The sequence below is a fragment of the Kitasatospora herbaricolor genome (genome assembly GCF_030813695.1).
Classification (GTDB): domain Bacteria; phylum Actinomycetota; class Actinomycetes; order Streptomycetales; family Streptomycetaceae; genus Kitasatospora; species Kitasatospora herbaricolor.
The window spans coordinates 8,003,242-8,015,262 of record NZ_JAUSVA010000002.1 but is presented as its reverse complement, the minus strand read 5'-3'; the positions used below and the strand labels follow the sequence as shown (position 1 = coordinate 8,015,262).

The 12,021-nt window shown below is 76.2% G+C and carries 10 protein-coding genes; 4 read left to right on the top strand and 6 right to left on the bottom strand.

Translation table 11 applies throughout. The features are described from left to right. The first annotated feature begins 169 nt into the window (after nt 1-169). Both J2S46_RS34855 and J2S46_RS34850 read left to right on the top strand, forming a co-directional pair. Nucleotides 170-901: a dienelactone hydrolase family protein gene (locus tag J2S46_RS34855; protein WP_191290330.1), complete on the top strand. Its 732-nt coding sequence runs from the start codon at nt 170-172 to the stop codon at nt 899-901. Nucleotides 902-1,041: 140 nt separating this feature from the next. Next, nucleotides 1,042-3,108 carry an AfsR/SARP family transcriptional regulator gene (locus J2S46_RS34850; protein WP_191290329.1) on the top strand — a complete coding sequence of 689 codons (2,067 nt, stop codon included), beginning with the start codon at nt 1,042-1,044 and terminating at the stop codon, nt 3,106-3,108. Nucleotides 3,109-3,180: 72 nt separating this feature from the next. Here J2S46_RS34850 and J2S46_RS34845 read toward each other — a convergent pair whose 3' ends face one another. Next, complete coding sequence (locus J2S46_RS34845; RefSeq protein WP_191290328.1) at nt 3,181-5,061, bottom strand: FHA domain-containing protein; 1,881 nt, start codon at nt 5,059-5,061, stop codon at nt 3,181-3,183. A 538-nt stretch (nt 5,062-5,599) separates the two neighbouring features. Here J2S46_RS34845 and J2S46_RS34840 point away from each other — a divergent pair. Next, nucleotides 5,600-6,937, top strand: coding sequence for a cytochrome P450 (locus J2S46_RS34840; RefSeq protein WP_229912759.1), 1,338 nt, complete (start codon nt 5,600-5,602; stop codon nt 6,935-6,937). Nucleotides 6,938-7,025: 88 nt separating this feature from the next. Here J2S46_RS34840 and J2S46_RS34835 read toward each other — a convergent pair whose 3' ends face one another. Both J2S46_RS34835 and J2S46_RS34830 read right to left on the bottom strand, forming a co-directional pair. Continuing rightward, nucleotides 7,026-7,523: an SgcJ/EcaC family oxidoreductase gene (locus tag J2S46_RS34835; RefSeq protein WP_191290327.1), complete on the bottom strand. Its 498-nt coding sequence runs from the start codon at nt 7,521-7,523 to the stop codon at nt 7,026-7,028. A gap of 204 nt (nt 7,524-7,727) precedes the next feature. Then, nucleotides 7,728-8,120: a nuclear transport factor 2 family protein gene (locus J2S46_RS34830; protein WP_191290326.1), complete on the bottom strand. Its 393-nt coding sequence runs from the start codon at nt 8,118-8,120 to the stop codon at nt 7,728-7,730. A 207-nt stretch (nt 8,121-8,327) separates the two neighbouring features. On the opposite strand from J2S46_RS34830, the gene J2S46_RS34825 reads away from it, so the two are divergent. Further along, the gene (locus tag J2S46_RS34825; RefSeq protein ID WP_191290325.1) at nt 8,328-8,894 is read left to right on the top strand and encodes a PadR family transcriptional regulator; all 567 of its coding nucleotides are present in this window, start codon (nt 8,328-8,330) and stop codon (nt 8,892-8,894) included. Nucleotides 8,895-9,003: 109 nt separating this feature from the next. Here the strand turns inward: J2S46_RS34825 and J2S46_RS34820 are convergent, their stop codons facing one another. The 3 genes from J2S46_RS34820 to J2S46_RS34810 all read right to left on the bottom strand — a co-directional run bounded on the left by J2S46_RS34820 (nt 9,004) and on the right by J2S46_RS34810 (nt 11,935). After that, entirely contained in the window at nt 9,004-9,276 is a 273-nt protein-coding gene (locus tag J2S46_RS34820) for a hypothetical protein (RefSeq protein ID WP_370882341.1), read from the bottom strand. Between the two features lie 152 nt (nt 9,277-9,428). Then, complete coding sequence (locus tag J2S46_RS34815) at nt 9,429-10,595, bottom strand: hypothetical protein (RefSeq protein ID WP_191290324.1); 1,167 nt, start codon at nt 10,593-10,595, stop codon at nt 9,429-9,431. Between the two features lie 275 nt (nt 10,596-10,870). Beyond that, complete coding sequence (locus J2S46_RS34810; protein WP_191290323.1) at nt 10,871-11,935, bottom strand: AMP-binding protein; 1,065 nt, start codon at nt 11,933-11,935, stop codon at nt 10,871-10,873. Nucleotides 11,936-12,021 lie beyond the last annotated feature (86 nt).

Sequence of the window (12,021 nt, the reverse complement as noted above, 5' to 3'; positions counted from 1 at the left end):
CGTCCCCGTGACGCGTCGCGGCTGACGGCCCTTCGTGGTACCTTCGCCCTCGCCGTGAACAGCCGCGAACCGAGGGGGTGAGACCGATCGACGCAGTGACAGGTCGGGGCTCCCTCGCTCACGAGGTCTAGGGAGCGCCCGCAGAGGCATCCCGAAAGGCCGCTCCACCATGCGCTTCACCTCCCGCACGTCCTCCGACGGCGTCGTCGAGCAGACCTTCACCCTGGGCGGTGTCCCCGGTGTGCTGTGGACGCCGGACCGCCCGCCCGCCACCCGTCCCCTGATCCTGCTGGGGCACGGCGGCGGCCGGCACAAGAAGTCCCCCGACATCCTCCCCCGGGCCCACCGGTTCGTCACCGAGGGCGGTTTCGCCGTGGCGGCGGTCGACGTGCCCGGCCACGGCGACCGGCCGACGGACGAGGAGTTCGACCGGATCGCCACCGCCAACCAGGCCCGGATCGCGGCCGGCGCCGACCCGGCCCCGCTGATCGCGGGCTTCCAGGCTCTGGTGTCGCGCCGGACCGTCCCGGAGTGGCAGGCGGTGCTGGACGGCGTCCAGGGCCTCGACCACGTCGGCGCCGGGCCGGTGGGCTACTGGGGGGTGTCCCTGGGCTGCGGGCTCGGCGTGCCCTTCGTGGCCGCCGAACCCCGGGTCCGCGCCGCCGTGCTGGGCCTGGGCGGGGCGCTCTCGTCGGCCGGTGCCGCCGCGCGGGTCACCGTCCCGGTGCGGTTCCTGCTGCAGTGGGACGACGAGCGGGTGCCGCGGGCCCAGGGCCTGGCGCTGTTCGACGCCTTCGGATCGGCCGAGAAGACGCTGCACGCCAACCCGGGCGGGCACGGGGAGCTGCCGCCGGACGAGCCCGCGGACTCGCTGCGGTTCTTCGCCCGGCACCTGGGCTGACGCCCCTTCGGCCTGCCTCCCCGCCCGGCCGTTCGCCTCGGCGCGCCGGGGGTCCCCTCGGCGGCCTCCCGGCGGCCCCGCGACCGCCCTGCGATCAGCCGTGACCGGAATCCGGTGCGACGGCCAGTAGGGTGGATCGCGTGGGCATACGACTGTTGGGGCCGATCGAACTGCGGACCGCGGCGGGCGTGCCCGCCACCGTGGCCGGGCCGAAACAGCGGTCCGTACTGGCGCTGCTGGCCGTCGAGTTCGACCGGGTCGTCCCGCTGGACCGGTTCTTCGACCTGCTCTGGGGCGACGAGCCGCCGGCCCGGGCCAGGGCCGCGCTGCAGGGTCATGTCGCGGCCCTGCGCAAGGCCCTGGACGGCACCGCCTTCGAACTCCGTACCCGGGCGCCGGGTTACCTCCTCATCGGCGACGCGGAGCAGATCGACCTCTGCCGGTTCGAGGCGCTGGCCGCCCGCGCCGAGGCGGCCCGGGGTGACGACCGCGCGGCGGCGCCGCTGCTGAAGCAGGCCCTGGACCTCTGGTACGGCCCGCCGCTGGCCGACCTCGCCGACACGCCGCTCCGCCGGGACCTGGCGGAGCGGCTCGGCGAGGCACGGGCCCGGGTGCTGGCCGCCTGGGCGGAGCGGCAGCTGCGCCTGGGACTCGGCGCCGCGGCCGTACCGGAGTTGGAGAGCTACGTCCGGACGGACGGACTGCGCGAGCCGGCCGTCGCCCTGCTGATGCGCTGCCTGCTGCAGGACGGCCGGGCCCCCGACGCCCTGGCCGCCTACCACCACACCCGCGGCCGGCTGGACGAGGAGCTGGGCATCGCGCCGGGTCCGGCGCTGCAGGACGCGCTGCGGGCCGTCCTCGGCACGGCGGGCACCGGCCCGCCGCTGCCCGCCCGGCGGGACGTCGGGCCGGTCCCCGGACCGGACCCCGTGCGTGAACCGGACCCCGTGCGTGAACCGGCCGCCCGCGAACGGCCGGCAGCACCCGGGCGGCCCTGCGCCGCGGCCGCCGGCCTGGCGCTGCCCCGGCTGCCGGACGACCTGGTCGGCCGGGCCGAGGAGCACCGGTGGCTGGACCGCCTGCGCGGGCCCGCGCCGGCCGGGGGCGGGATCGCCGTCGTCACCGGCCCCGCCGGGGTGGGCAAGACCGCCACCGCGGTGAGCTGGGCCCGGCAGGCCCCGGGATTCCCGGACGGGCGGCTCTTCGTCCCGCTGCGCGGCTTCGACCCGGCCGGTCCCGCCGCACCCACGGAGGTGCTGGGCGCGCTGCTCCGCGCACTGGGCGTCCCCGCGGCGGGGCTCCCTGACGAACCGACGGCCCTGGGCGCGCTGTACCGGCGGGAGGCCGGGCGGCGTCGGCTGCTGGTCGTGCTGGACGACGCCAGGGACGCGGCACAGGTCGCCGGACTGCTGCCGGCCGGGCCGCACTGCGTCACCGTCATCACCGCCCGCGCCACTCTGGAGGAGGTGACGGTCACCCAGGGCGCGGCCCTGCTGCAGCTGGGGCCGCTGCCGGAGGCCGAGGCAGCCGTACTGCTCGACCGGCTGCTGCCGCCCGGCCCGGTGGAGCCCGGTACGGACCCCCGGGCGGCCGGGGGCGCCGCCACCGGCAAGAGTCCCGGCGCGGACGACGTCCGCCGACTCGCCGCGCTCTGCGACGGGCTGCCGCTCGCCCTGCGGACCGCCGCCGCCCGGCTCTGCGCCCGCCCGACCTGGAGCACCGCCACCCTGACGGACGCGCTGGCGGACGAACGGACCCGGCTGCAGACGCTGGACACCCCCGGCCCGGCGGGACTGCGCAGCCGGCTGATCATGACCTACCGGCACCTGCCCTGGGACGCCGCCCACCTGCTGGCCCTGCTGACGGTGCATCCGGACCGCCCGGTGGACACCGGCTCGGCGGCCGCGCTGCTCGACTGCGACCGGCCGCGGGCGCGCCGGGCGCTGGCCGCGCTGGCGGACCACCACCTGCTCACCGAGGTCTCCCCCGGCCGCCACGCGCAGTCCGGGCTGGTCCGCGGCTTCGGCGCGGAGCTGCTGGCCGAACAGGGCGACACGGTCGGGCGGTCCGCCGCCGTCCGGCTGTTCGACCACTACCGGGCCGCGCGGGAGCGCCGCGCGGCGCTCCCGGAGGGCGTCCGCCCGTCGCTCGCGCCGCCGGCCCCGCCGGCCGCTCCCCCGGCCGTCCGCCCGTCCCCGACCGGGTGAGCCGGGGCCGGGCAGAGCGAGACCGGGCAGGGCGATGCCGGGCGGGGCTCGGCGGGACCAGGTGGGGCAGGGTCAGGGCCGCCGGACGGGTGCCAGCGCCTTCGCCCCGGCCGGCGGCGGGCTCTCCCGGTAGAAGATGTCGATGTCGACCTCCTCGCCGCCGACCGTCAGGGTGTCCCAGGCCCCGCTCGCGAGCAGGGTGCGGACGGTCTCGCCCTTCAGCTGCCCCAGGTGCTCGCGCAGCGTCGCGTCGTCGGGCATGCCCGCGATCCGCGGCGCCAGGCGGTCCCTGATCTGCCGCAGTTGACCCAGCAGCGCCTCGCGGTCCGCCGATCCGTCCTCGCCCTCCGGCAGACCCTCCTCGATGCTCCGGGCGATCCGGTCCTTGATGGCGCAGGCCACGCCGTGCTGGTCGGTGGTCACCATGGCGTTCCAGGCGCGGCTCTTGTGCCGGTACTGGAGCATCGACATCGCCGCCTCGTGCCGGACGAAGTCGGCGTCCCGGAAGGACCGGCCACGCCAGGCGTTGTTCAGCGAGCGGGCGAGCGAGATCGCCGAGGCCAGGCCGCTGTTGAGGCCGCGGCCCGGCCAGAAGTGGATCGCGTTGGCCGCGTCACCGAGCAGGAACCCGTACGTCCCGGGGGTGTTGGCGGTGGCGGAGTAGAGGTGGGCGGTGAACCGCGGCCGCTGCACCATGTCCAGGCGGAACCCGGTGACGGCGCTGAGGTTGTCCTCGGTGACGCCGAACAGCGCCAGCCCCTCCAGGACCCTCTTCCACAGGGCGGAGCCCTTGACCAGCGCGGGCAGGAACAGCGTGCCGTGGGTCGAACAGCGGAAGTCGCCCTCCTCGTCCCGGCCCATCAGGCAGGGCCGGGAGGCCACGCACTGCTCGAAGACCTGCCGGACGGGGTCGACGCCGATCACCTCGCGGGCCTCGGCGTCGGTCAGCCGCATGTTCAGGAAGCCCTCGCCGCGCAGCGAGTTGAGCAGGAACCGGTTCTGGGCGACGGTCAGCAGGACGGCCGTCGGATCGGGCAGGTCGGACTTCACCCGCAGGCCGAGCACCACGTCCTGGACGTGCTGCCCCTCCAGCGAGTAGATCGAGGTGTCGGGGGTGCCGAACTTGTCGGTGAAGAACTCCCTGGTCCTGGAGCGGCCGCCCTCGCAGATCGCCAGCACGTGGCCCTTGGCGACCTCCTCGCGCTGCTCGACCGGGTCGAAGTTGGCCGGCACCAGCCGGATCCGGTCCGCCTTCTCGTTCGCCATCTCCAGCAGGACGTCCTCGACATGGGCGATCCGGATGTTCCGCGGGCCGAAGCCGCGGATGGAGTCCGGCCCGGCCGGCCACATCTCGGAGAACGCCTCCGCGGTGAACAGCCGCTCCTGGACCTCCTCCGGAAGGTTCAGGAACTGCCGGCTCTGGACGGTCACCACCTGCTGGCGCCGGACGTTGCCCTGCGCCTCGTTCTTCCAGACCACGCGTGCGCCGTCCTGCACCCAGCGCCCGTCGTGGACGGTGACGGCCACCCGCCGCCCCAGGTGGTGCTCCAGCAGCAGGGCGAAGGCCAGGCCCACCGGCCCGCCGCCCGAGACGGTGACGTGCAGGACGGGCTCCACCACGGCGGGCGGCAGGTGGAAGACCTCGGTGATGGTCTCCATCGGGTCGGTGACCTCGAAGGCGAAGACCTCCCCGCCGATCGTGATCAGGTCACCGGGCTCGAGCACCCGTGAGGTCACCGGAGCGCCGTTCACCAGCGTCCCGTTGCGGCTCCCGCGGTCGTGCAGGACGTAGCGGTCACCGTCGCGGACCACCTCCGCGTGCAGCCGCGAGGCGCTCCCGCTGGCGATCACCACGCCGCTGTCGCCGCTGCGGCCGAAGGTGACCGGTTTGCTGCCGATCGGGAACCGCCGTCCGGCCAGGGGCCCCTCGCGCCCGATGATCGCAGCTGGCATCGTCACTCCGCTCCTTGAATCTGTGGGTGCTCGGCCGTGTCCGGGCCTGGGCCGGCGGCCCGCCCGGGGCCGCCGGACGCATCTCGCCGACATCGTTGTGGTGGACGGTCTTCGGTGGCTCGCGCGGTCGGCCGGCTGGCCGTCCGGGCGCGGGGCCGCTGGTGAATGCGCCTGCGGGGGAAGCGGTTCGGCGTGAGGGACGCCGGGCGCCGGTTCGGCGTCCGGTCCAAGGGTTGTGGCAGTGGGCGGCCGCGCGCAAGGTCATGACGCGGGAAGTTGCAGACCAGTTGCACGATGGTTGCAAGCCGGCCGCGATCACTGCTTCGGGTGGGGCGCCAGGGCATCGGGGTACGGCGGGGACGGCCGGGCGACGCGGGACCGGGCCGGGCGTGACCCGGGCGGACCGTCCACGGCCACGGGCCGTCAGGTCCCGCGCCGGCGGCCGGGCGGGCTGTCACCGGGCGGGCCGGTTCGCGTACAGTCCGACTGTCGACGCTCCGTCAGGGACTTTCCCCAGCAGCCGAACAGGAGAAGACCGGTGGCCACCCAAGCGAGTCCCGTACCCGTCCCCCCGAACGACTCCGGGGCGCCGCCGGTACCCGAGGTGGACCCGGCCCTGGTGGAGCGGTGGCGCTCCGAGGGCGCCGACCTGGTCGACCTGCTGGCCCGGGTGCGCGAGCGGCTCGGCGGCGTCGCCGCCGTCCGGCTGGGGCCGGCCCCGACCGTGCTGGTCACCGACCCGGCGGCCGCCCTGCGGGTGCTGGCACAGCGGCCGGAGCAGTACGTGAAACGCTCCCATCGGGCCCGGCTGCTGATCGGCGACGGCGTCCTGGCCGCCACCGGCGAGGCCTGGAAGCAGCAACGGCGGCTGTTGCAGGCCCAGTTCACCGGGACCGGGATGCGCCGCTACGAGCAGCGGATCGAGGCGGCCGCCCGGCGGACCGCCGAGCGCTGGGCCGGCCACGCCCGCTCCGGGCAGCCGGTGGACATCGGCGCGCAGATGCGCAGCTTCGCCCTGGACACCATCTGGCGCTCCCTCACCGGGCACCCGCTCGACGCCGGGACCGAGAGCGAACTGGCCGCCGTCGGCGCGGTGGTGGCGGCCCTGCCGACGCTGCCGGCCGGCCCGCCCGGCGCGCAAGGGGCCGTCGCCGCCGACCTGGCCAGGATCGACGCCGTCGCCGCCCGGGCGATCGAGGCGGCCCGGGACGGCTCGGCCGGCCCGGACGGTCCTGGCCTGCTGCACGTCCTGCTGGCGGCGGCCGGCGAGCGGCCGGAGTACACCGACCGGCTGGTCCGCGACGAGCTGGTGACCCTGCTGGTGGCCGGCCACGAGACCACCGCCGGCACCCTGACCTGGCTGTACCTGCTCCTCGACCGGCATCCGGAGGCCCGCGCGCGGGCCCTCGCCGCCGGTGGCGACGGCTCGCCGGAGCGCCGCGAGGCAGTCCAGGCCCTGGTCAGCGAGACCCTGCGGCTCTACCCGTCGGCCTGGGTGCTGCCGCGCTACGCCACCGCGGACGACGTGCTGGGCGGCTACCGGATCGAGGCGGGCACCGACCTGCTGGTCTGCCCGTACCTCACGCACCGGGACCCGTCCCTGTGGCCGGAGCCGGAGCGATTCGACCCCCGGCGGTTCACCACGGCGGGGCTGCGGCCCACCGCCCCCGGCGGTTACCTGCCGTTCGGTCTCGGGCCCCGGGCCTGCCTGGGGCTGCAGTTCGCGCTGCGCGAGTCGACCGTGCTGCTCGAACACCTGCTGCCCGCCTACACCCTGGCCTTCCACTCGGTGCCCGCCGGGGCCGCGTACAGCATCACCGTCCGCCCCGACGGCCCGACGCCGGCGACCCTCACGGCGGTCGCCGACCGGGGTTGACACGCGGAGTCGACGCCCGGGCCGCTGTGGTGCGGCGTGGCGGCGAGCTCCGGAGGTGCCGGCCCGGCATCGGGGCCCGGCGGCCGTCTCAGCCGGCCGCCAGGGTGCCGGGGTCCTGGACGACGGTGTTCTGGGCGGCGGCGATGCGCCAGACGCCGTCGTCCTTGGCCAGGAAGTAGGTCGGGGTGCCGGGAAGGGCACCCGGCTGGTCGACGGCGAGGGCGGCCGGGTCCGGGTGGCCGTGGAAGATCGCGTCGAGGTACACCCCGTCGCGGGTGACGGGGCGCTGGCGGACCTTGACGGCGGCGATGTCCGGACGGACGAAGAGGATGTGGACGGGCCGGTAGCCGGCCGTGGTGGGCGAGTCCGCGGTGGGCGGCAGCACCGTGCGGGTGAAGGCGGCGATCTCGTCCAGGCCGGTGAGCAGCCTGCCGTGCCCGGTCGTCCAGATCGCGTCCGCCCGGAAGTGCCGCAGGAATTCCTCCGGCAGGGCGTGCTGCTGGGCGTGTTCGACGTCGGCGACCAGCGCCACAACCGCGTCCACGTCCTCCTGGGGAACGGTGACTCCTGCGATCTGCGGGCTCATGACGGATCTCCTCGCGACTGTCGGGCGGCTCCCTCCCGACGGGGGAGGGACACTCCCAGCCAACAAGGTGAAGCGCACTTCAAGTCAAGCGATCCACGCGGCCCGGCCGGCCACGTCGCCGTCCTGGTGGCCCCGCGACGGGGATCGCGGCCTCCGGTCCGGCCCGGCCGTTGCGCCGCGTCAGGACGGGTGACCGCCCCGCGCTCACCGCCCCGCCGCCTCCCGGGCGATCCGGTCGAACTGCGCGCCCATCGCCTCGGCGAGGGCCTGGGCGGCGGAGAGCGGGCGGACCATCACGGTGAACTCGTCGATCTTCCCGGCCTCGTCGATGTGCAGGAAGTCGCAGCCCTGGATCTGCTTGCCGCCCACGGTCGCGGTGAAGACGAGGGCGTGGTCGCGGCCGTCCGGGTTGGCGATCTCGCGCACGTAGGCGAAGTCCTCGAAGACCCGCATCGCGCCCCGGAGGATCGCCGCGGTGATCGCCTTGCCCGGGTAGGGCTTGAAGACGACCGGGCTGGTGAAGACGACGTCCTCGGCCAGGAGCGCCGCGAGGGCCTCCTCGTCACGGGCCTCGACGGCCTTGCGGAAGGGGTGCACGGGCCAACCTCTCGATAGTCAACAAATTGAGTAGGTGCTTCAGCGAGTATCCGGGTGCGCCCGCCCGGTGTCCAGAGCCCGAGCGCAGACGCCTCCCGGCGACCTGGCAGAGCACCGGAACGGACGCCGGCGCCGGAGCCGGACCGGCCGCCGGCTACCCGTCGCCGGCCCCCGGGCGGCCCGTCCACCTGGTGCTAGGTTGACGGGATGGCATTGCGCAACGCGGTGATGGCCGCCCTGCTGGACGGTGAGGCGTCCGGGTACGACCTCGCCAAGGCCTTCGACGCCTCGGTCGCCAACTTCTGGATGGCCACGCCGCAGCAGCTCTACCGGGAGCTGGAGCGGATGGAGGGCGACGGGCTGATCGCCGCACGCGTCGTCGAGCAGGAACGGCGGCCCACCAAACGGCTCTTCTCGCTCACCGAGGCCGGGCTGGCCGCCGTCCGGGCCTACACCGCCGAGTCGCCGGCCAGGCCCACGGCCGTCCGCGACGAGCTGATGGTCAAGGTCCGCTGCGCGGACGTGGGCGACCTCGGGGCGGTCCGGGTCGCCGTCGCCGAGCGGATCGCCTGGGCGACCGGCAAGCTGGCCCGCTACGAACGGCTGCAGGCCCGGATGCTGAACGGCCGGAGTGAGGAGCAGTACTTCGCCGGGGCCGAGCGCGTCGGCCCGTATCTGACCTTGCTGCGCGGGATGGCCTTCGAACGGGAGAACATCCGCTGGGGCGAGCTGGCGCTGCGGGTGCTCGAACAGCGGTCCGCCGTCCACGGCTGAACCGGCGGCGGCCGGCGGCCGCGAACGGGGCGCAGGAGAGCTGAGGCGAGGACGGCGCGGCCTGCCACGGAGCCCGCGGACCGGGCGCCGTGGCAGGCCGCAGGCGGAGTCAGGCCAGCAGGGACCTGACCGCGCGGCAGGTCACCGCCGACGGCCGGTGGATGCCGATCCGGCTCGCCACGGAGCGGATCCGACGGTTGGTCGCCTGTTGCGGGAGGTAGTTGCCGGAGTCGAGCAGGACGATGGCCAGGCGCATCGCCTTGAGGCGGCGGTTGTGGTCCTCGTACCAGGCCCGGGGCAGCCCGGGCGGCAGGGGCTGCGGGGCGGGCGGGCCGAGACGGCGGCGTGGGCGGGCAGGAGTTGCGGCCTTGCGCTTGGGCATCGAGCGGCTGACGGTGGCAGCGGACATCGGCGACCTCCTGGTGCGGCGGTGGGGTGCTCACTGACAACCCCCATTTTAGGCGGGGGGTCTGACAATCGGCCCGGTCCCGCGAAGGCCGGCGGCCCCGGTCCGCCCCGCCTCCCGGAGCGCCCTCAGGGGGCGCGGCGCCCGGTGACGGTGACCCAGCCGTCCGAGGTCCGGGTACCGCCGAGGGTGAGGGAACCCACGCCGGCGCGGTCGACCGCGAGGACCCGGCCGGGGCAGTGCGCGAGGAGCCAGCCGGCCAGCTCCACGGCGGACAGCGGGGCCGCCGTTGTACTCACCGTCCAGACGGCGGGCCCGCCGAGGACCGCGCCGCCGACGCGCTCCAGCCAGCGGGCGAGCCGGCGCCGCGAGCCGGCCGGGGCCTCCTCGTGGACGGCCGGCTCCAGCAGCGGGACGGCCCAGGCGGCGACCTCGGACGCGGGCCCCCGCACCCACAGCTCGGAGCGCCCGTGCCGTCGGAGCATCAGCTCGGCCTCACCGTGCTCGATCCGGCGCACGCTCGCCCGGGTCGCGCGCGGCAGCGGCGCGGCACCCGCCAGCAGACCCGGCACCGGCGCCGGTCCGCTCCCCCACCCCGCCGCCAGTTCGCCGAGCCACCGCCCGAGATCGCGCACGGTGGACAGGGCCCGCTCCTCCAGCACGGCGGGCGTGCCCAGCAGTGCCGCGTGCCCCGCCAGGTCCGGGGCCCGGGAGTCGAGGATCAACCGGGAGGTGCCGTCCACCCCGCTGCGCTCGGCGGCCTCCAGCGGTTGCAGGGTCAGCAGGACGGAGTCCCGCCGGCGCAGCAGGGTCGCTCCCAGCGGCTCGGCGAGCGCCGTCCGCGGCCAGTCGAACCCGGGCATGCCGCCGGGCAGCAGCGGCGACAACCCGTCCAGCCAGCCCGCCAGTTCGGCGGGCGTCCGGATCCGGCCGATCAGCGGGACGGTGCCGGCCGCCAGCCCGACCGGCGTGACGTGCAGGATCCGGACGCCGGGGCCGTCCGGGCCGAGGACGGGCTCGGCCGTGGGTGCGATCTCCAGGTGCGGCTCGGCGAACAGCCGGCCGCCGGAGGTGCGGACGTGCAGGCCGTCCACGCCCTCCGCGGTGAGCAGTTCGGCCACCCCGGCCGGGGTCAGACCCCGGGCGAGCTCCACACCGTAGGGCTGGTCGGGCCACCGAAGGTCACCCCGGACGACGTACCCGCCCGGCTGCGGGCCGGCCAGCAGCTCCCCGACCAGCTCCAGCCAGGCGGCCAGCGGCCCGTCCCCGGCCCGCCACTCCAACGGATCGCGCATGCTTCCCCTCCTCGCCCGGCCCACCGCCCGGCCCTTCGCCCGCCCGGCCGGGCGTGGCGGGCCCGCGTGGTGCGCGCCGGCCCGTCCCCGCCGCCCCGTGACGGGGACGGGGAACCAGAAGGCCGCCCGTGCCGTAGCCGAGGTGGCGGCCCCGCGGTCGTCGACGACGCCCGGACCGTGTCCGACACGGCCTGGCGGCGGGCGGCGCAGATCCTACCGGTCCGCCCTGCCGCCGGCCACGGTTCCCTGCCCGGTGCCCGGTGCCCGGCGCGCCGTCAGCGCACCACGTACAGCCGGCGCCGGCCGCCCGGCGCCGGGGCGGCCCACGGGGTGGAGCAGGTGCGGAGTTCCCACTTCGCCGATCCGTCCGGCTCGCCGTCCTCGCCGTCGGCGCCGGCCGGATCGCGGTACCAGATCCAGCCCTCGGTGCCGCTCCGGGCGCCCACCGTGCCGAGGATGCGCAGGCTGGACAGGTCGTGCCGGGTGCCGAGTTCGTCGCCCCAGAGCATCAGGGTCCGGATGTCCTCGGGGCTGGTGTAGAGCACGCTCACGCCGTACTTCTGGACGGTCTCCCAGAGTTCGTCCTCGCGCAGGCCCTCCGGGTCGGCGGTGTGGATCACCTGTGTGGCGCCCGCCGCGAGCGGACCGTGGACGCCCTCCGGCAGGCCGCTCCCCCAGCCCTCGGTGAACCGGCTCCAGTAGACGTCGACGTCCGGTTCGGGCTCGGGGACGAGGTGCCGGGCGGGTGTGGCGGCGCCGGAACGGCGGCGGGCGGCGGCGGCTTGGTGGACCCGGGCGGTGCGGCCCGACTCGGGCCCGCAGCATCGTGGTTGACCGGCCCTCGGTGGCCGGCCCGGCGAGGCGCCGGCGCAACTGCCGCCCGGGACGGGCTCCTCCGCGCCGGCCCCGGCCTCCGCCGGCCGGGCGCAGCCGCAGCCCGCGTCGGCGCCGCCGGTCCGCCCCGCCCGCTCGCGTCTGCGGACGGCCAGCGCGTCACCGGCCGCGCCCCCCGCAGCCGGCTCGGCGGAGCCGGCTGCGGGGGGCGCGGCCGGTACTGGTACGGCGCCGAGCCGGGCGCAGGCGAGTACCGCGACGACCGTCTCGGGAGTGGCCGCGGCCCGCACCGCCACCTGGTCGCCCGCGGCGGTGCCCCGCTCCGCCAGCGCCTCGGCGGCGCGGGCGACCTCCTGCTGGAGGCGGCCGTAGCTGAGCGAGCGGCCGCCGCCGGGGCCGCCCTCGAAGTGGATCGCGACCCGGTCGCCGAGGCCGGCCTCGACGTGCCGGTCGACGCAGCGGTACACCAGTCCAGAGCCGTTCCCGTACATGTCATCCCCGTACATGCTGCAAAACTCCTCAATCGAACAGGCGGAACAGTGCGGTTCGCGGACACCGGGTAGGCACGGCGGGCGGGCCGCCGGCGCGGCCC

Bases quoted from the DNA above. Each gene is read 5' to 3' on its own strand.
- J2S46_RS34845 (WP_191290328.1), bottom strand. From the start codon at position 5,061: ATGCCAGCTGCGATCATCGGGCGCGAGGGGCCCCTGGCCGGACGGCGG.
- J2S46_RS34815 (WP_191290324.1), bottom strand. From the start codon at position 10,595: ATGCGCGATCCGTTGGAGTGGCGGGCCGGGGACGGGCCGCTGGCCGCC.
- J2S46_RS34810 (WP_191290323.1), bottom strand. From the start codon at position 11,935: ATGTACGGGGATGACATGTACGGGAACGGCTCTGGACTGGTGTACCGC.
- J2S46_RS34855 (WP_191290330.1), top strand. From the start codon at position 170: ATGCGCTTCACCTCCCGCACGTCCTCCGACGGCGTCGTCGAGCAGACC.
- J2S46_RS34820 (WP_370882341.1), bottom strand. From the start codon at position 9,276: ATGCCCAAGCGCAAGGCCGCAACTCCTGCCCGCCCACGCCGCCGTCTC.
- J2S46_RS34835 (WP_191290327.1), bottom strand. From the start codon at position 7,523: ATGAGCCCGCAGATCGCAGGAGTCACCGTTCCCCAGGAGGACGTGGAC.
- J2S46_RS34825 (WP_191290325.1), top strand. From the start codon at position 8,328: ATGGCATTGCGCAACGCGGTGATGGCCGCCCTGCTGGACGGTGAGGCG.